Source organism: Komagataeibacter xylinus (genome assembly GCF_031081985.1).
Classification (GTDB): Bacteria; Pseudomonadota; Alphaproteobacteria; order Acetobacterales; family Acetobacteraceae; genus Komagataeibacter; species Komagataeibacter xylinus_E.
The window spans coordinates 484,698-505,334 of sequence record NZ_JARWSK010000002.1 but is presented as its reverse complement, the minus strand read 5'-3'; the positions used below and the strand labels follow the sequence as shown (position 1 = coordinate 505,334).

The following is a 20,637-nucleotide window of genomic DNA, read 5'->3' as shown; positions in this document are numbered from 1 at the left end:
GATGAAGTAAAAAACGCGACCCTTACAGGATTGCCGCCCCACGGGCGATGGCGGCGATACCCGTGCGCGACACCTCGGCCAGGCCAAGGGGACGCATGAGGTCGATGAAGGCATCAAGCTTGTCGGACGCGCCGGTCAGCTCAAAGACGAACGAGGTGGCCGAGGCATCAACCGGGTGGGCGCGAAAGGCCTGCGCAATGCGCAGCGCGTCGGCCCGGCGCTCGCCGCTGGCAATGACCTTGACGAGCGCCATCTCGCGCGCCACGTGCGGCTCGCGCCCGGTCATGACCGCCACGCGGTATACCGGCACCAGCCGCTCCACCTGCGCGCGGATCTGGGCCAGCACATGCGGGGTCGCGGTGGTGACGATATTGATGCGCGACTGGCGGCGGGCTTCATCCACCGCGGCCACGGTCAGGCTCTCGATATTGTATCCACGACCTGAGAACAGGCCGATCACGCGGGCGAGCGCGCCGCTCTCGTTCTCGACCTGAATGGAAATGACCGCAGAGACCGGGCTCTCCTGCTGCGTGGTCATGATGGTGTTTCCTGACTGCTTGGGGCGCCGCCCTGCGGGAGCAGGAGCGGCAGGAAAGGACAGAGAAGCCTGCGGCACAACCGCCGCAGGCAGGCGCAAGATCAGACCAGCATGCGGCCTTCGGCGCTGATCTCGTCATCCTGATCGGGGCCAAGCAGCATCTGGTTATGCGCCGCCCCCGAGGGGATCATGGGATAGCAGTTTTCATCCTGCGCCACGCATATGTCCGCCACCACCGGGCCGGGATGGGCCAGCATCTCGGCAATCACGCCATCAAGCTCGCCCACGCAGGTCGCGCGCAGCCCCTTGCCATGGAAGCTTTCCGCAAGCTTCACGAAATCGGGCAGTGCTGCGCTGTAGCTCTCGGAATAGCGCGAGTCATGCAGCAGTTCCTGCCACTGGCGCACCATGCCCATATACTGGTTGTTGAGGATGAACACCTTAACCGGCAGGCGGTACTGCGCGATGGTGGACAGTTCCTGGATGTTCATCAGCGTCGAGGCTTCACCCGCGATGTCGATCACCAGCGCATCGGGGTGGGCGATCTGCGCGCCCACGGCGGCAGGCAGGCCGTAGCCCATGGTGCCCAGCCCGCCCGAGGTCAGCCAGCGATTGGGTTTGTCAAAGCCGAAATGCTGGGCGGCCCACATCTGGTGCTGCCCCACCTCGGTCGAGACATAGGTGTCGCGCCCGGTGGCGGTGGCGAGTTCATGCAGGCGGCGGATGGCGTATTGCGGGCGGATGATCGCCTCGGGTGCCTTGTCCTGCACGAAGCCGAGGCTGTCGGTCTTGCGCCATTCGTTGATCTGGTGCCACCACTGCGCCATGTCGATGGGCTGGCGGGTATTGGCGGGCGTGCACTCCCACTCTTCGAGCATCATCTCGGCCACGCGCCGCGCATCCCCCACGATGCCCACGTCAACCTGCACGATCTTGTTGATCTGGCTGGGGTCGATATCGGCATGGATCTTGAACGAGCCGGGCGAGAACGCATCGAGCCTGCCGGTCACGCGATCATCGAAGCGCGAACCCAGCGCGATCAGCACGTCGCAGCCATGGGTGGCCATGTTGGCTTCGTACGTACCGTGCATGCCCAGCATGCCCAGGAAACGCCGGTCGCCCGCGGGCATCGACCCCAGCCCCATCAGCGTGGAGGTGCACGGAAAGCCCGTTTTTTCCACCAGCTTGCGCAGGGCGGCCGATGCCTCCGGCCCGGCATTGATGATGCCGCCACCCGTATAGAACAGCGGGCGGCGCGCGCCCTTCATGGCGGCCACGGCGCGGGCAATCACGTCGCGGCCCGGCTCGGTCTGCGGGCGGTAGGACGGATGCGGCACGCGCGGGGCCTCGCTATAGGGTGCGGGGCCGACCATCAGGTTCTTGGGCAGGTCGACGAGCACCGGGCCGGGGCGGCCGCTGCGCGCGATATGAAAGGCTTCATGCACGCAGGGGGCCACGTCTTCCGCGCGGCGGATGAGGTAGTTGTATTTGGTGGCCGGGCGGGTGATGCCGGTCGTGTCCGCCTCCTGGAAGGCATCGGTGCCGATCAGCGGCACGCCGACCTGGCCCGAGAAGCAGACCACCGGAATCGAATCCAGCATGGCATCGAGCAGGCCGGTCACGGTGTTGGTCGCACCCGGCCCGCTGGTGACGAGCACCACGCCCACCTTGCCGGTCGAGCGGGCATAGGCTTCCGCCGCATGCACGGCGGCCTGCTCGTGGCGGACCAGAACGTGGCGAATCGCATCCTGGCGGAAAATGGCATCATAAATCGGCAAAACCGCGCCACCGGGATAGCCGAAAATGACCTCGACCCCCTGCTCGGCCAGCACGCGCAGAAGCACCTCCGCACCGCTGAGCACGGATGTATCCGTGCCCGCTGCGTGAGGCTTCAGGTCGGTCTGGTGCGATGCTGTGTTCATGGTCCTGCTCCTTCGCCACTGGTGGCCAGAACAATCTGGCCAGCCCTGATCAGGCGAAATCCCGGGCCGGGTTTACGGAAAGCCTTGGCCCGCGTCAATGCGTTTAATAACAAAAGAAATGATTTTATCGTCTTCGCTTTCCATTTGTTGCGCGGTTTTGTCTTTTTCGAATCGTTTTTCATATAAAAACGTGTCCGCCGGGGCAGCACACGGGTGATGGGCAAACCATGTGGCCTGCCGCTTGGTATATTGCCCGGTCAGCGTAATGGCGCGCGCCGCCGCATCCGCTAGCGTCATCTCGCTACGCAGCACCGCGGCAAGTTCGGGCACGCCATGGGCCCGCATGGCGGGCAGGTCGGGCGGCAGGTTTTGTGCCAGCAGGGCTTCCACCTCCGCCATGGCACCCTGCCCGAGCATGGCATGAAAGCGCCGGGCAATGGCCGCGCGCAGCCCGTCACGCGCGGGGTGCAGCCTTACGGCAATGAAGCGGGCATCAAGCCCGGGCAGCACGGCCTCCCGCCGCCACCACGCCATGCCATGACCGGTGGCGGCATGCACCTCCCACGCACGGGCCAGGCGCTGGCCATCATTGGGGCGCAGGGTGGCGGCGGTTTCGGGGTCAAGCTGCTGCAGGCGGGCATGCAGGGCGGGGGCGCCAAGTTCGGCCAGCAGGCCACGCGCACGTTCGCGGATGGTGGGGGGCGGCTGGGGAATATCAGCCAGCCCATCGGTCAGCGCGCGGAAATACATGCCCGTGCCACCACAGAATATCGGCACACGCCCGGCATCCCACGCGCGCTCCGCCGCCGCCAGCGCCTGTTCGCGCCACCACGCCACCGAGCCATTACGCGAAGCGGGCAGCACGCCATACAGCGCATGGGGCACGCAGGCTTCCTCCGCCATGGTGGGGCGGGCGGTGAGAATACGCAGGTCGCGGTAGACCTGCATCGAATCGGTGTTGATGATGGTGCCGCCCACATGCCGCGCCAGCGCCAGCGCGAGTGCGGACTTGCCCGAACAGGTCGGACCCGCCACGATTAGCGCCACGCGCGCCTGCCCTGAGGGGGGGCGTGTCATTGTTTCATCCTTTTTCACTGACCCCGGACCCCATGGCTGATTCCCCTTCCCACGCCCATACCCTTGTACTGGTGGCCAACCGTGACGCCACATCGCTCACAGCGGTCGATATCAAAGCCGCGCGCGACCTTGCTGGCGCTGCCACCCCCGTGACCCTGTCGGAAGGCGAAGCGGTCGAGATGGCCTGCACGGCCCCCAACATCGCGGCCCTGCGCGACATGTTCGCCAAGGCCCATATCGACGTGCTGGTAACGCCCGCTGGCAACCGCCGCAAGCGCGTGCTGGTGGCCGACATGGACAGCACCATTGTCAGTTGCGAAACGCTGGACGACATCGCCGCCCATGCCGGCATTGGCGAGAAGATTGCCGAGATCACGCGCCGCTCCATGAATGGCGAGATCGAATTCGAGGCCGCCCTGCGCGAGCGCGTGGCCCTGCTGCGCGGCCTGCCCGTGACCTTGCTGGAAAAAGCGTGGAAGGACGTCAGGCTCAACACGGGGGCTGCCGAACTGGTACGCACCATGGGGGCCAACGGGGCGCGCACGGCGCTGGTGTCTGGCGGGTTCACGTTCTTTACCAGCCGGGTGGCCGGTCTGTGCGGCTTTGATGAAAACCATGCCAATACCCTGCTCACCGAAGGCGACAGCCTGACCGGCGCGGTGGGCCAGCCCATTTTAGGCCCGGATGCCAAACTTGCGCACCTGCGGCGTCTTGTCGCGGCTCAGGGCGTGAACGTGGAAGATGCGCTGGCCACGGGCGATGGCGCGAACGACCTGGCCATGCTGCGGGTGGCGGGGCTGGGCATCGCCTTCCACGCCAAGCCTGCCGTGCGGCGCGAGATCAGCAACCAGGTCAACGCCACCACGCTGCGCAGCCTGCTCTTCGCGCAGGGCTACCGGGCGGCGGAATTCGTCACGGCGTGACGGCCGTGCCGCGGGCAGCAGTGGCGGCGGGCTGGCCACGGCTGTCCTGCGCCTCGATGAACACGCGCGTGACCTCGGGGTAGGCCTGCTTGATCTGGCGCTCGAGCGTGCTGACCACGATCTCGACCTGCCCCGCCGTCATGTCATTGCGAAAATCGAGGCTGATTACCACCAGCACGTCGCGCGGGCCGAAATGCATGGAGCGGATCTCGTTCAGCCGCTCCACCCCGTCCGCGCCGAGCGCCATGGTGCGCAGCGCGCGCAGCACTTCCGGCGCAACGCCCTCACCCGTCAGCAGCGACTGGGATTCGCGCGCGAGGAAGGTCGCCGTGACCGCAAGGATGAAGGCGATGATGATCGACGCCACGCCATCAAGCACCGGCATGTCCAGCCACTCGGCCAGCACATTGCCCAAAAGCGCCACGAACAGCCCGCTCAGCGCCGCCGTATCCTCGAACAGGACGGTGAACACGGTGGGGTCCTTGCTCATCTGCACGGCTTCCACCCAGCCGCGCCGGCCCTTGCCCTCCTTGCGGAAGGCCCGCAGCGCCATCAGCCACACCGAGCCTTCAAACACGATGCTCGCCACCAGCACGGCGTAATTGACCAGCACATGCGCCACCGGCTGCGGGTGGATGATGTGGATGATCCCCTCATACAGTGACACCCCGGCGCCGAGGCCAAAGATGAGCAGCGCCACCACGAAGGTCCAGAAATACAGCTCCAGCCCGTAGCCGAACGGGTGCGTGGCCGTGGCCGGGCGGGTCGCGCGCTTCATGCCCACGAGCAGCAGGCCCTGGTTGCCGGTATCGATCAGGGAATGGATGGCCTCGCTGAGCATGGAGGCGCTGCCGGTCAGGAAGGCCGCGCCAAACTTGGTGGCCGCCACCAGCAGGTTGCCGCCAAGCGCTGCAAAGATGACCGTTCGGGAAGATGAGGAATGTGCCATTGATTTTTCAATATTGAACCAGAGGCCATCCTATCGCGCCACGCCCCCTTTTAACAGTGCGGCAGCTTAACAGTGCGGCAGGCCAGCGTGCCGGTTGCTAGGGGCGGGCCGCCTGTCCTATGGTCACGCGGCACTGCCTACGGAGTACCAGCCCAGATGCGCACCACCGTCATCCAGATGGCGCCTGGCGCCTCCGCGCCCGAGAATATCGACACCGCCCGCGCCCTCATCACCGCCGCCATCACCGCCGACAAGCCCGACCTCGTGGTGCTGCCCGAGATGTGGAGCTGCCTTGGCGGCACGAACGACATGAAATTCGCCGCAGCCGAAGTGCTGCCTGCCCCCGATGGCACGGGCGAGGCCGGGCCGCTGTACCGCTTCCTGTCCGGCATTGCGCGCGCGCATGGCGTGAGCGTGCATGGCGGCTCGATTGGCGAGCGGCATGGGGAGAAGCTGTTCAACACCGCCCTTGTGTTCAACCCGCAGGGCAACGAAGTCGCGCGCTACCGCAAGATCCACCTGTTTGACGTGACCACCCCCGGCGGCGAGGGCTACCGCGAGAGCGATACCTACGAGCCCGGCTCCGACATTGTCACCGCCCCGCTTTCCCCCGATCTCACCGCCGGGCTTGCCATCTGCTACGACATCCGCTTCCCCGCGCTGTTCCATGCGCTGCGCGCGCGTGGCGCCAACGTGCTGCTGGTGCCTGCTGCCTTTACCGTCGAGACCGGTCTGGCCCATTGGGAGACGCTGCTGCGCGCCCGCGCCATCGAGACCCAGTGCTGGATGGTGGCCTGCGGCACCACCGGCACCCACACCGATGCCGCTGGCCAGCCGCGCCGCACCTATGGCCATTCCATGATCATCGACCCGTGGGGCACCATCGTGGCGCAGGTCTCGGACGGACCGGGCTGGAGCACCGCGCGCATCGAGCGCGGCGTGATTGACAGCACGCGCGCGCGCATGCCGGTCATGGCGCATCACCGCCTGTCCATCCACACTCCATGACCGACATGTCGTACCCCGGCTGGGCCGATGGGTACATTCCCACGAAACTCTGCTTCGCCGCCGCCCCCAACGAGAGCGCCGAGATATGGCGCAAGCGGCTGGTGGACCAGTACGGCCAGTGCCCGCCCGAGGAGGCGGATGCCCTGATCTGCCTTGGCGGTGATGGCTTCATGCTGGAGACGTTGCACACCACCCTTGGGCGCACGCTGCCGGTTTACGGCATCAACTGCGGCACGGTGGGCTTCCTGATGAACCCTGCCGTGCCTGATGACCTGCCCACCCGGCTGGCCGCAGCCCAGGTGGCCATCCTGCACCCGCTGCGCATGCAGGCCACCACCATGGATGGCCAGTGCGTGCATGCCCTCGCCCTCAATGACGTGTTCCTGTTCCGCCAGACACGCCAGGCGGCCAAGATCCGCATCGGGGTGGACGGGCGCGTGCGCCTGCCCGAGCTGATCTGCGATGGCGTGCTGATCTCGACCCCCGCAGGCTCGACCGCCTACAACCTCTCGGCCCACGGGCCGATCGTGCCGCTCTCGGCCAACCTGCTGCCGCTCACCCCCATCAGCGCCTTCCGCCCGCGCCGGTGGCGTGGGGCGCTGCTGCCCTCCACCGCGCGGGTGCGCTTTGACATTCTGGAAACCGACAAGCGCCCCGTCGCCGCCGTGGCGGATTTTACCGAGGTGCGCGATGTGATCTCCGTCGAGATCAGCGAGGCGCGCGAACTGCACACCACCGTGCTGTTCGACCCCGGGCAGAGCCTTTCGGAACGGATCATCGCCGAGCAGTTTACGGCCTGAAAACAAAAGTTTTTGGTGAAGCTTTTTGCAAAAAGCTTCGAAAGAACACCGCCTTTTTGAAAAAAGGCGGCACCCAAAAACTTTGATCCGTTCCCTTTTACCCAACCAGCCGGTGCAGGCTTGCGCCATTGGCCCGCAGCCATTTCTCGGCCTGGCGGCGGTGGGGCGTAAGCTGATCGACCAGCAGCCAGAAATCCGGGCCGTGATTCATGTGCCGCAAATGGGCGAGTTCATGGGCGATGATGTAATGCTGCACCTCCTGAGGCGCCATGACCAGCCGCCAGCACAGCATGATGCTGCCATCGGATGAGCAACTGCCCCAGCGGCTTTTCGTATCGCGCAGCCTGAGCTGGCTGGGGCGCAGGCCGCTGGCCTCGGCCTGAAGGCGCAGCCGCGCGGGCAGCAGCACCTGCGCCTGCGCGCGCAGATAGGCCATGACGCGCCGGGAGATGAACGCGGCCGCACCGCTCACATGCAGGCGGCCTTCTTCCAGCCACACGCCGCGCCGGGCCTCGGGGCAGTGCACGATTTCACGGCTCTGGCCATCAAGCAGCACATGGCCGCCATGGCGCAGTTCGGCGGCAGGCGGCAGGCGTGCAAGGCCGGCGGCAACCCAGCCGGAATGGGCGCGCAGCAGGGCCAGCCCATCCGTCCTGCGCGCCGCGCGCGGCAGGGTCATGACCACATGCCCCGCCACGGGGTCGATGCGCATGGAAATCCGCCGCGCCCGCGCCGAGACACGCCAGCGCACCGGAACCGACCCCGATGCGATGGGCACGAGTTCCAGCCCGTCTTCCGGTTCCGCGCCCTGCGCCATCAGCGCCCGCGCGGGCGGGTGCGGCAGAATGCATCCTTCGGGGCCTCGCCGGGCCAGTCGATGATGTGGTCCTCCAGCAGGCCCGCGCGGCGCTCGCTGATGACCCGGCCACTGACCGATATGCCCGCCTCATGCACCGTCTCGTGCGTGCCGGACACCAGCGGGTGCCACCAGGGCAGCGGCTCGCCATCGCGCACCAGCACGTAACCGCAGGTAGGCGGCAGCCAGTCGATATCGGCCAGCATTTCCGCCGTCAGGCTGATGCAGTCCTGCACCCGGCGGTGGCGGTGGGCGTAATCGGTGCACAGGCAGGTGGTGGTGTCGAGCAGGCGGCAGGCAACATCGGTAAACAGCACCTCGTCCGTCTCGTCCTCGCGCAGCTTGTGCAGGCAGCACCGCCCGCAGCCATCGCACAGCGATTCCCACTGCGCGCGGGTCATCTGCGCCAGCGGCGTCGTCTCCCAGAAAGGAGGGGTCTCATCGGTCATGATGTCGTCCTGCCATATCGCATCCGTATATTTTCTTCATTGCAGTGCCGCCGCCGCCATGGCGCACAGCACGGTCATCACCGCGCAGAACATACCCACCCCCGCCACCGGGGCCGCCAGCAGGGGCAGCCACAGCAGGCGCAGCCGTGCCTGCGCCCCGGCGCCAAGCCCGCGCGCCGTGCGCGACAGGCCGGGCGGCACGGCATCAAGCACGCGCAGCAGCGGCCACAGGGCCGCGGGCGCCACAAACGCTCCCTGCGCCACGCTCCCCATGCCGCCACCTTGGCCCGCAAGGCCCGGCCACAGCAGCGCCAGCGCCAGCCCCGGCAGCGTAAGCGCCAGCATGAGGCCACGCAGCACCACGCACCGCGCGGGCCAGGCCCGATGCATAAGGGCCTGCGCGCCCAGCACCAGTATGCAGGCCAGCCCAAGCCCCAGCGCGGTGCCGCATCCATCGGCCACCAGGGCGCCGAGCGGGTGGGTGGCAAGGCGGGGCAGCATCAGCCCGCCTTGCGCAGCCATAGCGCGAACCGCCGGGACAGCGGCGCGTAATTCACCTGCCAGAACTGCACATCAACGGGCAGCAGGGCCGCCGGATGGCCTGAGCCGGACGGCCCTGCGGGTGCTGCTGCCACAAAAGCGCCCTGCCGGTCTGGCTGGACAATGAAATGCAGCAGGTCGCGCGACTTGCCCAGCCGCTCGGCGGACTGCCCCGCCACCACCGCCCATGACAGGTCATAGGACAGCGCCATGTCGGCATTGACGCCAATCCGCACCGGCTCCCCACGCGCGGCGACGCCGTTTACGGCCTCAAGCGGCGCGCTGCCCATGAGCACCTGCTTGCGTGACAGGAGGCTTGCCGCCTCATTGGGGGTGGACCACCACGTTATATAAGGACGTAGCTGGCTGAGTTTGCGAAAGGCGCGGTCAACGCCCTGCGGCGTGGAAAGCTGGCCATAAACCTGGGCGGGCGGCACGCCATCGGCCAGCAGCGCGATCTCGAGGGTGGTGCGCGGGTCGCGCCGCAGGCCACGCTTGCCCGGAAAGCGCACGATATCCCAGAAATCACTCCAGCGCGGCGCGCTGTCACGCCATGTCTGGTCCCATGCCACCACGACCTGTGTTGCCAGCCCCGGCGCGCCGCAGCCATCAGGGTTGGTGGCGCTGCCTGCCAGATGCACCACAAGGCCCTGCATGCAGGCGGCGCGGATGGTGGTATCCTCGGCAAAAACCATCGACCACGCGCTGGCACTCCCCCCGGCCTGCACACCGTGGGACTCGAGGTCCGGCAGGGCGCCCGTCCAGGCCCTGCGCGTAACGGACTGCCCCGTGGCCTGCCTGAAAGGCTGGAAAAACGCGGCATCCTGCGCCGGACCGAGCTGTGGCTCCGTGCTGGCCACCACCAGCGCGGGGGCGTGGTGGATGCGGGCGGCCGCCTGCACGCCCGCCCACGGCAGGGGCAGGGCGATCACGGCAGCGAGCAGGCCGAGCAGGATGGCGCTGAGGAAACGACGGGGCACAATCTGGAACACGGGCGGGAAACAGCCTTTCGGGCGGGGACGGAAGATGGCGGACGCTACCCCATTTCACCCCGGAACGGAAAGGCCATTGCCTGCGCGGGCTGCCACGCCAGCACTGCCGCCTGCCCCGGCGCCACGCGTTGCAGGGCGGCAGTGGGGGGGCGGCGCACGAGCAGTTCGGCCCCGTTTTCCAGCCGCAGGCGCAGCAGCACATGGTCACCCATCTGGCGCATGTCGGTCAGCGTGGCCGCGAGCAGGGGTGGCTCGTCAGGGTCGGCCCCCGTCATGCCGGGGCGGGAGGGAAACATCACGGCCACCCGGTCGGGGCGGATGCACAAGGTGGCCAGCTGGTCCGGCGCAACGCCGGGCATGGCCATGGCCTCGACCGGCAGGCCGCCGGGCAGGTGAGCCAGCGCCACGTCATCCTCCACGCTGGCCACGCGCACGGTCAGAGCATTGGCATCGCCAAATTCGGTGGCCACGCGGTCACAGGCGGGGCGCTCAAACAGGTCGCGCGCCGTGCCCACCTGCAGCACCTCCATGCCGTGCATGCAGGCGATCGTATCGCCAAGCAGCAGGGCATCCTCACGCGCGCGGGTCAGCAACACCACGCACAGCCCGCGCGCGCGGACAAGGCGGGCGACGAGGCGACGCATGGCGCGGCGACTGGCGGCAGGCAGCGGCGCAAAAACATCTTCAAGCACCAGCACGGGCGGCTCGAACACCAGGGCGCGGCCCAGCATGACGCGCAGCGCCTGCTCGGGGGTGAGCGTTGCCGGGCGGGCCTGCTCCAGCCCGTCAAGCCCGAGCAGGGCCTGCACGCCGCGCACCCGCGCCATCGCCGCGTGCGACTCCATGCCCCGCGCCCGCAGCCCGAAGGCAAGATTGGCCTGCACGCTCATATGCGCGAACAAAGGGTCACGCCAGCCAACCAGCGTGCATGGGCGGCCCTCGGGCGGGAGGGCCGTGACATCCACGCCATCGATCATGAGCTGCCCGGCCCCTGCTGGCACATGGCCTGCCAGCAGGTCGGCAACCGCGCTCAGGCAGGCCGCCTGCTCATTGACAATGGCCAGGCACGCCCCGGTCGCCGCCGAAAAGGACAGGCCCGACGCGCCGGGAGAAGCGGCCAGCGCGTTGGCAACCAGCCGTATGGAGAAAGGAGACATGCGATAACAGAAACCTGACTGGGGGGATAAAGCGTTATAAGCAATGGTTACCTCCTTGCCAGAGGATTATCCGCTTCACCCGCCCTAAAAAGGAAACGACAATGAGCAAGACCACGGACACCATCAAGAACGTGACCCACGAAGACCTGCAGGCCCTGAAAAGCCACATCGAGACCCTGCTGCACACGCATGGCAAGCAGGCGCTGCATGAAGTTGCGGGCAAGGCCGAGAAGCTGGCGGGCCAGGCCCGTGAAAGCCTGGAAGAGCATGCTCCCAAAAAAGGCGGCTCACGCGCTCGTTCGTTTGTGGCTATCGCCATTTTCTCGGTGATCGGCTATTTTCTTGGCCGCGCAACGAAATAAGGCATTCTAGCCTGCCGTAACCAGAGGACATGCGAGCATCATGAGAATAGGCGAAATCGGTAAAACCATCATTGAAGGGGAACTGACCCTACGTAAACTGATGGCGATCCGTCTTGGTCGTCAGGCCGCGTTCCTGGTTGTGGCAGCGATATTTGCCTTCTTTGCCGTCATTTCAGGCCATGGGCTGCTATGGGCCTTCTGTTACCAGACCCTGGGCTTCAGCGCCCTTGGCGCTGCGGCCATGGTCTTCGCGGCCGATGTGCTCGTGGTGCTCATGGGCCTGGTGATGGGCCGCCGCTCCTACATGACGCCAGAGGAAATCCGCGTACGATTCGCACGCGAGCACGCCCTGAACGAACTGCGGCAGACCGTGGCGCTGTCCGCCGTGGCCACCACGGTGGCGGGTCCGCTCACGCGCCATACCTTCCGGGCAATATGGGGGCTGCTGCGCAGCCTGTCCGGTCGCGGCAAATAACGCCAGCAGACCGCCGCACACGAACTATCTGGCAATGATCCACGTCATTGCCAGATAGTATCCATGCTGAAATTGCATTGGCTCACATTGGCGTTTTCTGGAAACGTGCAGCTTCCGGACATACTAAGCACGCAAATGGTTTGCATGCTTAATATCTGTATGTTCCTGCTGGCGGAGCCCGATGCCCGATCTGGAGCGCAACAAGAAGGAACTGTCGTTCGGTCGCCGCCTCGCCCGGCTTGGTGCTGCGTGGCGCCGGCAGGTCGATCACGACCTGCGCGAATATGGCCTGACCGAAGCGACATGGCGCCCCGTCCTGTATCTTGGCCTGCTGCCGCCCCCCGTGCGCCAGACAGACCTCGTGCGCGTGCTTGAAATCGAAGCCCCATCTGTCGCCCGCCTGCTTGATGTACTCGAACGCCGCGACCTCGTGTTCCGTTCCCCCGACCATGAAGATAAACGCTCGAAACTCGTCAGCCTGACGGAAAAAGGCGAACGCACGGCACGCCAGGTGCGCCACGCGGTGGAAGCCGTGTCGAGCCGCCTGCTGCATGGCATTTCCTCACCGGAACTGCTGGCCTGCTATTCGGTTTTCGAGCGGATCGAAGCCAACCTGCATAAAAAACCCGCCCTCCCCCCCCAGACGGTGGCAATGCGGTGATGCCCCTGCCCTCTCCCCCCCTTTTTCCACCCCATGCCGGGGGCGTGTCCCTGCATTGTGGCACCATTGACGGTTTCTTCCCGCCGCCGTGTCGGCTACAGATAGCGGCACAGCGGCGCGGAGTCTGTCACCGGGTGTCGCTGCCTGCTTCTCCTTCAACGGGACCGTTCGGAATGAGAACCGCCTGATGCTGAGCGAATTCAACCTCTTCGGTGTCTTCATGGCACCGATTGTCGTCTATGCCGTCGCTGCGCTGCCTGTCACCATGCTGTTGCGCTCGCTGCTGTGGTGGTGCGGCATAATGAAATGGTTCTGGCATCTCGCCCTGTTCGAGGTCGCGCTATACACTTGCGTCCTGTGCCTGATGATCCTGTACATCTGACTGTCCCAAGAAGGTTCGAGAATCCCCATGCCTCTCCTGCGCACCCTGATCCGTGTGGTCCTGACCCTGGCGGTCGTGACGATGGCCGTCGTCATGGGCATCACTTTATGGGACACCTACATGATTGCCCCCTGGACGCGTGACGGCCGCGTCCGCGTCTATGTCGTTGACGTGGCGCCGGAAGTATCGGGCACGGTGGTGCAACTGCCGGTGGTGGACAACCAGTACGTCCATCGCGGCGACCCTCTGTTCGTGCTTGACCCCGTGCGCTTCCGCCTTGCCATCCGCGAGGCGCAGGCCCGGCTCGATGGCGCGCTTGAAGACCTCAAGCTCAAGCAGAACGACGCCCGCCGCCGCATGGGCCTTGGCGGCATTGTCTCGGCGGAAGAGCAGGAAGTATTCAACTCGAACGTGGCCACCCAGATCGCCTCGGTCGATGCGGCGCGCGCCGCCCTTGACCTGGCCAAGCTGAACCTGCAGCGCTCCATCCTGTATTCGCCCGTCAACGGCAACATCACCAACCTCAACCTGCGGATCGGTGATTACGTGACCGAGGGGCATGCCCGGCTGGCCGTGATCGACGCCGACTCCTACTGGGTCAACGGCTACTTCGAGGAAACCAAGATGTGGGGCGTGCATGTGGGCGACGAGGCCCGCGTCAAGCTCATGGGCTACAAGGACATCATTCCCGGCCACGTGGTCAGCATCGCACGCGGTATCAATGACCAGAACGGCCGCCCCGACGGGCTTGGCCTGCAGGATGTCAGCCCGATCTTCACATGGGTGCGGCTTGCACAGCGTATCCCGGTCCGTATCCACCTTGACCATGTGCCCGACAGCGTGACACTCGCCGCCGGCATGACGGCCACGATCAGCGTCGGCCCGCAGGCCCGCACGCAGCGCGGCCGCCTGACGACATGGCTGCAAGACCACCTGTAAGGCGCGGGCACGATCATGAACATCACTTCAGTTACCCGCAGGACCGGCCTGTTCCTGACATCGGCCATCTTCCTGGCCGGTTGCACGGTGGGGCCGCGCTACCAGCCGGACCGGATGAAACTTCCCGCCAAGTTCACCGAGGACGAGCATACCGCCACCCCCGAGGAAATCGAGGACACCAACAAGGAACTCAAGGAGTGGTGGCACCTCTTCAAGGATCCTGAACTCGACAAGCTGATCGACAAGGCCATTGCAGGCAACTACAACCTGCAGGTGGCGGGCCAGCGGATCATGGCCGAGCGCGCCATCCGCGATGTGCAGGCATCGCAGTGGTATCCGCAGGTCGATACGCAGGCCTCGGCCGGTAATGTGCGCTATTCGGTCAATATCGATAACTGGCCGCTGCGCCCCGGCTCAGCGGCAGGTTCCGCCAACCAGCCCCAGGCCGCGTATCTGGGCTACGGGTTCAGCGCAAGCTGGCAGATCGACGTATTCGGCCGCATCCGCCGTGGGGTGGAAGCCGAGAACCGCGCGGTCGAGGAATCGATCGAGGACCGTCGTGGCGTCATGGTCATGATGCTGTCGGAGCTTGCGGGCGATTACATGATGCTGCGCGACCAGCAGTTGCGGCTGGAAATTGCCAACAACAACATCCATGTGGCGCAGGATGCCTATGACCTGACCAACCGGCTGTACCTTGAAGGCGTGGGCAACACCATGCAGATCGCGCAGGCCAAGGCGGAGCTGGATTCCCAGACCGCCGCGCGCGAACCGCTCAAGACCCATATCTCCCAGATCACCCATGCCATCGACGTGCTGATGGGCCAGATGCCGGGCACGTCGGAGCTGGAACTGAAAGTGGCCAAGCCGCTGCCGCCGGTGCCGGAATTCCCCGCCACGCTGCCCTCCATGGTCATTGCCAACCGTCCCGACATCCGCAAGGCCGAGCGCACCTATGCCGAAGCCACGGCGCGCATTGGCGTGGCGGTGGCCCAGCTTTACCCCAACTTCACCATTCCGCTGAACTTCAACCCCAACGCATCGGCGCTGTACCAGGTGTTCCAGATGGGGGGCATGAGCTGGCAGTTCCTGATGATGGCCTCGCTGCCCCTGATGCATGGCGGCAAATACACCTCGCAGATCCGCATGGCGCAGGCTGCGGCGGAGGCAAGCCGCCTGGCCTACCGGCAGTCCGTGCTGAACGGCTTCAAGGAAGTCGAGGATGCGATGGCCGCCTGGCATGATGATGAGGAACACACCGAACTGCTGGCCAAGGCTGCGGAAGACAGCGCCCTGGCCAGCGAACGCGCCCGCAAGCTGTATGCGGCAGGTCTTGTCGGCTTCCTGGAAGTGCTGACAACCGAGCGCACCACGCTGAACGCCCAGAATGCCGAAGCCATGGCCCGGCTGGAGCGCCTGCAGGATGCGATCAACCTTTACACCGCACTCGGCGCGGGCTGGCAGGGCATTGCGCTTACCAATACCACCCTGCCTGTGTCGCTTGAAAAGCAGAACATGCTGGCGCGCGCCTTCCAGCAGTAATGCGGTTCGGCCTGCCCCGCCCTGGTGGCGCGGCAGGTTGTGCACCACTGACGGGAAAGAAATCATAGGAAAGTTTTTGGTGAAGCTTTTTTAAAAAAGCTTCGAAGAACGCATTACGCTTTTTGACCGACCTGATGCCCTGCGCATTACATGGGCTGGTCTTTATAAACTGACCCAGACTGCCACGATTTATGAATAGAGCAGCAACACTTCAATTCAATAAAATCAGGACTGATGATTGTGCTATGCCCTGTATATGCTAAACAGGGTGGCATATGCGAGCTTGGCGGAATGGTAGACGCACGAGACTTAAAATCTTGCGCCTGTAACTGGGCGTGCGGGTTCGAGTCCCGCAGCTCGCACCACATAACTCTCTGATTTCATTGGGAACCGCAGGCAAGATAGAAGCCAGACGCCGTGCGGCAGACCTGCACGCCCAGACCACCGATCTTTTCCGGAGCCTTCGCAGCGTGAGCCCTTCACAGACGCCTCCCAAGGTTTCCTCATTCCCGGATGCGTCCATTACCAACCCACGTCTGATCGCCTACATACGCGAACGCGGGCTGCGAACGAATGAAGAGCTTGCCTATGCGCTGATGGATGATTATCGCGACATGCTCGCCCAGCAGAAGCTTATCCAGAAAGCCTCTGTCGAAGCGGCCGAAATGGCTGGAAAGGCCCAGTATTACAAGAGTGTCCTGAACCATGCCCGCGACGTCAAACATTATCAGGAAAACCTCGAGGAAGTCATCGCGATTGCCCTCAAGCAGCAGACAGAGCTGACAGCGCTGGCCTATCAAGCAGTACAGGAAACGCGGACGACCCAGGCCGAGAAAAAGATTCTGGAAACCGAAATCAGACGGCTCCATGACACGCTTGTCAGCACCTTGACCAAGGCCATCGAGAGCACGACCGCCCGATCCGCTCCCGTTATCCCGGCTCCTCAGCCAGAGGCGACGCCCTCCGAAACACCCGGAACCGTCCCCGCCACACCACCATCAAAGACGAAACCACCTGTCCTGCTGTCTGCCGCCCTGAAACGGTTTCTAAACAGCAAACCAGCCAAGAGCCCAGAGACACAGCGGGCCACCTCGCGAACTGTCACCCTTTTCATGGACGCTTTTGGCGATCTTCCCCTCTGCCAGATTGATGGCGAGGTCGCAGGCAATTTCCGGGATGTCCTGTTTTCGCTCCCGGCATCCCATGGCAAAAACAGAACCCTGTCCCTTCAGGAAGAAATCGACAGGGCCGCCTCACAGGACCTTCCGACACTCAGCGCGAAAACCGTCAAGAACCACTTCATGTGCGCGTCATCCCTGTGGGGTGACCTTGTGCGCAGGAACATGGCGAAAGAGAACCCCTGGCGCGGCTGGGACTTCAACCTGAGCAAGCGCACACCCCGACGAGCATGGACGCAGGAAGAAATGAACAAACTGGCCCGGACGCCATGGCCCGCTTGCAGCATTCCGGCAGAGATCTTCATGGGCATTACGATGGTCGCCGCCTATAGCGGCATGCGTCTTGGAGAAATCTGCAACCTGCGCAATGAGGATATCCAGGACGTGGAGGGTTTTCCCTGCTTCCGTATCTGTGCACATCCTGAAGACAACTGGTCCCCCAAGACCGAAGCGGGAGAGCGTCTTGTTCCCATTCATTCCGCTTTGCGGGACTGGGGCCTCCTGACATTCCGAAAAGCGGAGGAGAAATACCTATTCCCTGACCTGAAGGCTTCACAGGATGGGTCTCGCGGAGCCGATTTCAGCCGGGCGTTCTCTCGCTACAAGATGATGATGGGCCTCCCCCCTGCCGTCACATTCCATGGCTTCCGTCATACCGTCTCGACGCTTCTGAGAAATCAGGACAGCGATATCCGCGAACTCTGGATTGATGCCCTGCTGGGTCATGAATCCAGCCACAAGAGCCAGGGCGCCACGACATATCTCAGTGGCATTGATCTCACCAACCTGCAAAGAACGGTCGAAGCCATTCAGTACCCGGGCTTCAGCCTGCCGTCTCCTGGAGGACACATCTGATGCCGTTCCCCTACAACGGAGCCGAGTTTCCAGCCATGAAGCCCTCTCCTCCTAAACCAGAATTTCAGGACTGGCTCATTCTCGTAGAAGACGGCCGACACGTTCTGCTCGGACGTCACAGCCCCCCCACCGACGAAGAGATTTCCCGCGCTGCTCATGCTCTCGCGGCACAGGGCATCGGTGGATGGCTCGCAAAGGGCTCCGGACATTATTATCAGAAGAGACAACAATACAGTCTCCTAAAAATCCGTCCTTTTACAAAAATCAGCATTCCGTGGGAAGTGGCCGAGACGCGATTTCATCATATCCGGAAGGAACAATAAGAATATTCGATAAAAAATCTCAATAGATACACTTTTCTTCTGGTGTATTCTGAAATCCGGTTCTTGAATTGCTATCCTGTTCTGTGAGGCCTTCTTGTCCTGAGCCAGCAGTGTCGAACGGCTACCCAAGGGTAACCATTCGCCAGCTGGCAAGGGGGAATGCTTCACCCGTTGACCCCCACAGACCAGGACGTCCTGCCATGCCAGATTTTCGATCCTTATCTTCTGTTCGCTCCTCCCGTTTATCTGTCCGGGCATCCCCTGACGCGCTTGAACGCTGGAACAAGACCGCCCGGTTTCTTGGCCATGCCACAACGGCGGACTGGGTCCGCACTCTGCTCCAGGATGCGGTTCTGTTCCATCGTCATGGTGGAGCCGTCGATATCGAGATCCGGAAGTTGCGGGGCGAGCTGGGGCGCATCGGTAACAACCTGAACCAGCTGGCTCATGCTGCTCATCTCGGTGAGGCTGTTCATTGCCAGGACACGTTGCAGGACATCGACCGCCTCAAAGATCGGACCGACATCCTTCTGCGTAGCCTGCGTTCCGGTCGGCCCCGTCGGCTTCGATCTGCTTCCGTTCCTGTGATGCACTGAACCGGTGATCAGGTCTTCACAGGTGCGACGCCATGATTGTGCAGGAAAGCCGGATCAAAACCAGGAGTGGGCATCAGGCCGTTTCACGACATGTCCTGTCTGGCCCGAAGAATGAAGCCATTCGCATTCTGTTCGGCAGCGACTACCTGCTGAAAGACTGGATGAAGGAAGCACGGCGGGAAAACATCCGCTACGGCCTGCGTCATATCGCCTTCAATCCGTCCGAACACATGAGTGATGGGCAACTGACCCACTTCGCCAACCAGATCTGTCGGGAACTGGGCGCTGACCCCGACCGCCTGACACTGGTCATCCATCAAAAGGATGGCGGCACACATGGCCACCTGCTTCTTCCTGAATGGCAGGACGATCATGTTCTCAGCAGCAGGTTTACATGGCAGCGCCTGGAAAAAATTGCTCGCCTGGAAGAACTGCGGCTGGGCCATGACCTCGTCTCCGGCCGCCACGATAAAGCGATCGCGAAGGCTCTGAGAGAGGCTGGAAATCCTGAGGCAGCGGACAGGATTGCTTCCTTGGTTCCGGAAGAAAATTTCGCACGTCCGGTCTCCGCTTACACATCGCAGGCCCGGCGGATGACCGAACGGCAGGACTTCGATCTGGCTGCGGCCAGACGCGAGATCATGGCGTTCTGGGAGAAGTCCGGGAATGACCTGAAAACATTCCGCCGCTTCCTGAAAACAAAGAACTGGCGCATGCGACCGGGAGACCGCACGGACCGGCGACGGGAGGCGCATGTCATAGAGACAGACGATGGCATGCTGATCGGGTCATTCACACGGTTGGCGAAAGTCCGCATGAAAGATTTCCGTCTTCTGCTGGAAGAAGAGGCTTCCAAACCATCCCCTGTGGATCTTCGACCAGTCGTCAAACGCCTGGAACGACGCGAAACCCTGCACCAGCAGCGGGAGGAGCGGAAACGGGAAAACGAAGACCTGATCTGGGCTCCGCCAGCTCCACTGTCTGTACTGGACCGGCACAGGCTCCACGACCATGCACAGAGAGAAGTGGACGCTCTCCGAAAGCGCCTGCCGTCCATCGGCTCCCCTGGGCATCCCAAACAGTTCAGCAAGGGGTTCCAGATCTATCTGCAAGACTGGAAACAGGAGATGCAGGCTGCCCGAACTGTCCTGAATGCCCGACATCCACTGGAACGGCGCTACGGTCCGGAAAGTCCTCTCGATATCCAAACAGACTGCATCCTGAGGATGATGAGAGAAGGCTGAGTCAAACTGAAGCACGCCAACCAGGCCGTTGCCCGGGCACGACAAAGACTGGATGAGCTGGAAGCCCGGAAAGGCCTGTTCTCCCGGAAGAGCAGGATATCTGAGGCGGAGGCACAGTACCGCCAGGCGCTGGCCCAACTGGCCGAGATCCTGCGCTATCTCGTGCAGTTCATCCTGTATCATCTGGGACTGAGCAGCCAGAAGCCTGACCCACTTCAGATTCCGGTTCCCATAGACCGGGAAGCGGCAGGGCAGGATTATCTGCAAGGCAGGCGTGAACTGCTAAAAACCCTGCTGGATGAGAAAACCCGTCGCGTCTGGATCAGGGATCGCTGCCGGGAGGCCGAGCACAGACGGGCTCACGTCATTGCCCGGTGGCATGCGGACCGCGCCCCGGACTGTGAGCAGGCTCGGCAGACCGTTGCCCGGCTTGAGCGGCTGGCCCGGCTTCCGCGTCAGCTCCCCGAGAGCATCCGCTTTGCGGTCAGGGATTTGAAACGGCAGGGGCGGTTCCAGATGGCTCTGAAGGAGCTGGATCGCTTTTACGACTACGACGGAGCTATTCCGGCCTCTCTGCCGTCCGATCATCGTGCTGATGTCGATCGGTCAGATTGCGCACACCATGTGGTCCCACAGGGAAACGGAAAATCTGAGGCAGTATCAAAACTTAGTTGCCAGGACGTCCCGAGCCACTAAAATGGTTCATGTTTGAGGAACAGATTACATGCAAACCATGTCCGCAAAGGACACCAAAAACAGTTTCAGGATGCTGCTCGACCAGGCCAAAGCGAAACCTGTCCAAGTGGAAAAGCACGGCAGGTCTGTCTCCGTAAGCATAGAAGAGTTTCAGCGCCTATCACTTACCTCTG

The 20,637-nt window shown here is 63.7% G+C and carries 24 protein-coding genes and 1 tRNA gene; 15 read left to right on the top strand and 10 right to left on the bottom strand.

The genetic code is table 11. The features are described from left to right. Positions 1-22: 22 nt before the first annotated feature. The 3 genes from ilvN to miaA form a co-directional block, all read right to left on the bottom strand. Complete coding sequence (gene ilvN / locus QEG70_RS06170; RefSeq protein ID WP_308719845.1) at positions 23-538, bottom strand: acetolactate synthase small subunit; 516 nt, start codon at positions 536-538, stop codon at positions 23-25. A 101-nt stretch (positions 539-639) separates the two neighbouring features. After that, a complete protein-coding gene (gene ilvB / locus QEG70_RS06165) occupies positions 640-2,460 on the bottom strand; it encodes a biosynthetic-type acetolactate synthase large subunit (RefSeq protein ID WP_308719844.1) in 1,821 nt (606 codons plus the stop codon). Between the two features lie 72 nt (positions 2,461-2,532). Continuing rightward, positions 2,533-3,537, bottom strand: a complete 1,005-nt coding sequence (gene miaA / locus QEG70_RS06160) for a tRNA (adenosine(37)-N6)-dimethylallyltransferase MiaA (protein ID WP_308719843.1) — start codon at positions 3,535-3,537, stop codon at positions 2,533-2,535. Positions 3,538-3,569: 32 nt separating this feature from the next. On the opposite strand from miaA, the gene serB reads away from it, so the two are divergent. After that, positions 3,570-4,460 (top strand): phosphoserine phosphatase SerB, encoded by an 891-nt coding sequence (serB, locus tag QEG70_RS06155; protein ID WP_308719842.1) that lies wholly within the window; start codon positions 3,570-3,572, stop codon positions 4,458-4,460. Here serB and QEG70_RS06150 read toward each other — a convergent pair. Then, a complete protein-coding gene (locus QEG70_RS06150; protein ID WP_172158975.1) occupies positions 4,450-5,409 on the bottom strand; it encodes a cation diffusion facilitator family transporter in 960 nt (319 codons plus the stop codon). The two genes, serB and QEG70_RS06150, sit on opposite strands and share 11 nt — an antisense overlap. A 156-nt stretch (positions 5,410-5,565) precedes the next feature. Between QEG70_RS06150 and QEG70_RS06145 the strand changes: the two genes are divergently transcribed. Continuing rightward, positions 5,566-6,417: a carbon-nitrogen hydrolase family protein gene (locus tag QEG70_RS06145; RefSeq protein WP_308719841.1), complete on the top strand. Its 852-nt coding sequence runs from the start codon at positions 5,566-5,568 to the stop codon at positions 6,415-6,417. Beyond that, positions 6,414-7,217, top strand: a complete 804-nt coding sequence (locus tag QEG70_RS06140) for an NAD kinase (protein ID WP_308719840.1) — start codon at positions 6,414-6,416, stop codon at positions 7,215-7,217. The genes QEG70_RS06145 and QEG70_RS06140 overlap by 4 nt, the downstream gene beginning before the upstream one ends. A gap of 97 nt (positions 7,218-7,314) precedes the next feature. Here the strand turns inward: QEG70_RS06140 and QEG70_RS06135 are convergent, their stop codons facing one another. From QEG70_RS06135 to QEG70_RS06115, 5 genes are read right to left on the bottom strand one after another with little or no spacing between them, the layout of a single operon-like run. After that, on the bottom strand, positions 7,315-8,034 hold the full coding sequence (locus QEG70_RS06135) for a M48 family metallopeptidase (RefSeq protein WP_308719839.1): 720 nt from the start codon (positions 8,032-8,034) through the stop codon (positions 7,315-7,317). Beyond that, the gene (locus tag QEG70_RS06130) at positions 8,034-8,522 is read right to left on the bottom strand and encodes a YcgN family cysteine cluster protein (protein WP_172159231.1); all 489 of its coding nucleotides are present in this window, start codon (positions 8,520-8,522) and stop codon (positions 8,034-8,036) included. Before QEG70_RS06130 ends, QEG70_RS06135 begins: the two co-directional genes overlap by 1 nt. A gap of 36 nt (positions 8,523-8,558) precedes the next feature. Next, a complete protein-coding gene (locus QEG70_RS06125; RefSeq protein WP_308719838.1) occupies positions 8,559-9,044 on the bottom strand; it encodes a hypothetical protein in 486 nt (161 codons plus the stop codon). Next, the gene (locus QEG70_RS06120; RefSeq protein WP_308719837.1) at positions 9,023-10,054 is read right to left on the bottom strand and encodes an extracellular solute-binding protein; all 1,032 of its coding nucleotides are present in this window, start codon (positions 10,052-10,054) and stop codon (positions 9,023-9,025) included. The genes QEG70_RS06125 and QEG70_RS06120 overlap by 22 nt, the downstream gene beginning before the upstream one ends. Before the next feature lie 44 nt (positions 10,055-10,098). Beyond that, positions 10,099-11,211, bottom strand: a complete 1,113-nt coding sequence (locus tag QEG70_RS06115; RefSeq protein WP_308719836.1) for an ABC transporter ATP-binding protein — start codon at positions 11,209-11,211, stop codon at positions 10,099-10,101. 101 nt (positions 11,212-11,312) lie between these two features. On the opposite strand from QEG70_RS06115, the gene QEG70_RS06110 reads away from it, so the two are divergent. The 9 genes from QEG70_RS06110 to QEG70_RS06070 all read left to right on the top strand — a co-directional run bounded on the left by QEG70_RS06110 (position 11,313) and on the right by QEG70_RS06070 (position 17,928). After that, a complete protein-coding gene (locus QEG70_RS06110; protein ID WP_308719835.1) occupies positions 11,313-11,573 on the top strand; it encodes a hypothetical protein in 261 nt (86 codons plus the stop codon). Positions 11,574-11,613: 40 nt separating this feature from the next. Next, positions 11,614-12,048, top strand: coding sequence for a hypothetical protein (locus QEG70_RS06105; protein ID WP_308719834.1), 435 nt, complete (start codon positions 11,614-11,616; stop codon positions 12,046-12,048). Positions 12,049-12,229: 181 nt separating this feature from the next. Beyond that, a complete protein-coding gene (locus tag QEG70_RS06100) occupies positions 12,230-12,709 on the top strand; it encodes a MarR family winged helix-turn-helix transcriptional regulator (protein ID WP_308719833.1) in 480 nt (159 codons plus the stop codon). Positions 12,710-12,896: 187 nt separating this feature from the next. After that, positions 12,897-13,091: a DUF1656 domain-containing protein gene (locus QEG70_RS06095; protein ID WP_010510087.1), complete on the top strand. Its 195-nt coding sequence runs from the start codon at positions 12,897-12,899 to the stop codon at positions 13,089-13,091. A 27-nt stretch (positions 13,092-13,118) separates the two neighbouring features. Continuing rightward, a complete protein-coding gene (locus QEG70_RS06090) occupies positions 13,119-14,030 on the top strand; it encodes an HlyD family secretion protein (protein ID WP_078525441.1) in 912 nt (303 codons plus the stop codon). Positions 14,031-14,045: 15 nt separating this feature from the next. Next, a complete protein-coding gene (locus QEG70_RS06085) occupies positions 14,046-15,572 on the top strand; it encodes an efflux transporter outer membrane subunit (RefSeq protein ID WP_308719832.1) in 1,527 nt (508 codons plus the stop codon). Between the two features lie 277 nt (positions 15,573-15,849). Beyond that, positions 15,850-15,937: transfer RNA gene (locus QEG70_RS06080), tRNA-Leu, on the top strand. 105 nt (positions 15,938-16,042) lie between these two features. Then, positions 16,043-17,605, top strand: a complete 1,563-nt coding sequence (locus QEG70_RS06075) for a site-specific integrase (RefSeq protein ID WP_308719831.1) — start codon at positions 16,043-16,045, stop codon at positions 17,603-17,605. Beyond that, complete coding sequence (locus QEG70_RS06070) at positions 17,605-17,928, top strand: hypothetical protein (RefSeq protein WP_308719830.1); 324 nt, start codon at positions 17,605-17,607, stop codon at positions 17,926-17,928. Before QEG70_RS06075 ends, QEG70_RS06070 begins: the two co-directional genes overlap by 1 nt. A gap of 242 nt (positions 17,929-18,170) precedes the next feature. Here the strand turns inward: QEG70_RS06070 and QEG70_RS06065 are convergent, their stop codons facing one another. Next, complete coding sequence (locus tag QEG70_RS06065) at positions 18,171-18,404, bottom strand: hypothetical protein (RefSeq protein WP_308719829.1); 234 nt, start codon at positions 18,402-18,404, stop codon at positions 18,171-18,173. Here QEG70_RS06065 and mobC point away from each other — a divergent pair. The 3 genes from mobC (at position 18,327) to QEG70_RS06055 (ending at position 20,464) form a co-directional block, all read left to right on the top strand. After that, complete coding sequence (gene mobC / locus QEG70_RS16985; RefSeq protein ID WP_374762555.1) at positions 18,327-18,524, top strand: plasmid mobilization relaxosome protein MobC; 198 nt, start codon at positions 18,327-18,329, stop codon at positions 18,522-18,524. The two genes, QEG70_RS06065 and mobC, sit on opposite strands and share 78 nt — an antisense overlap. 32 nt (positions 18,525-18,556) lie before the next feature. Beyond that, positions 18,557-19,768, top strand: coding sequence for a hypothetical protein (locus tag QEG70_RS06060; protein WP_308719828.1), 1,212 nt, complete (start codon positions 18,557-18,559; stop codon positions 19,766-19,768). A gap of 162 nt (positions 19,769-19,930) precedes the next feature. Then, positions 19,931-20,464 carry a hypothetical protein gene (locus QEG70_RS06055; RefSeq protein WP_308719827.1) on the top strand — a complete coding sequence of 178 codons (534 nt, stop codon included), beginning with the start codon at positions 19,931-19,933 and terminating at the stop codon, positions 20,462-20,464. Positions 20,465-20,637 lie beyond the last annotated feature (173 nt).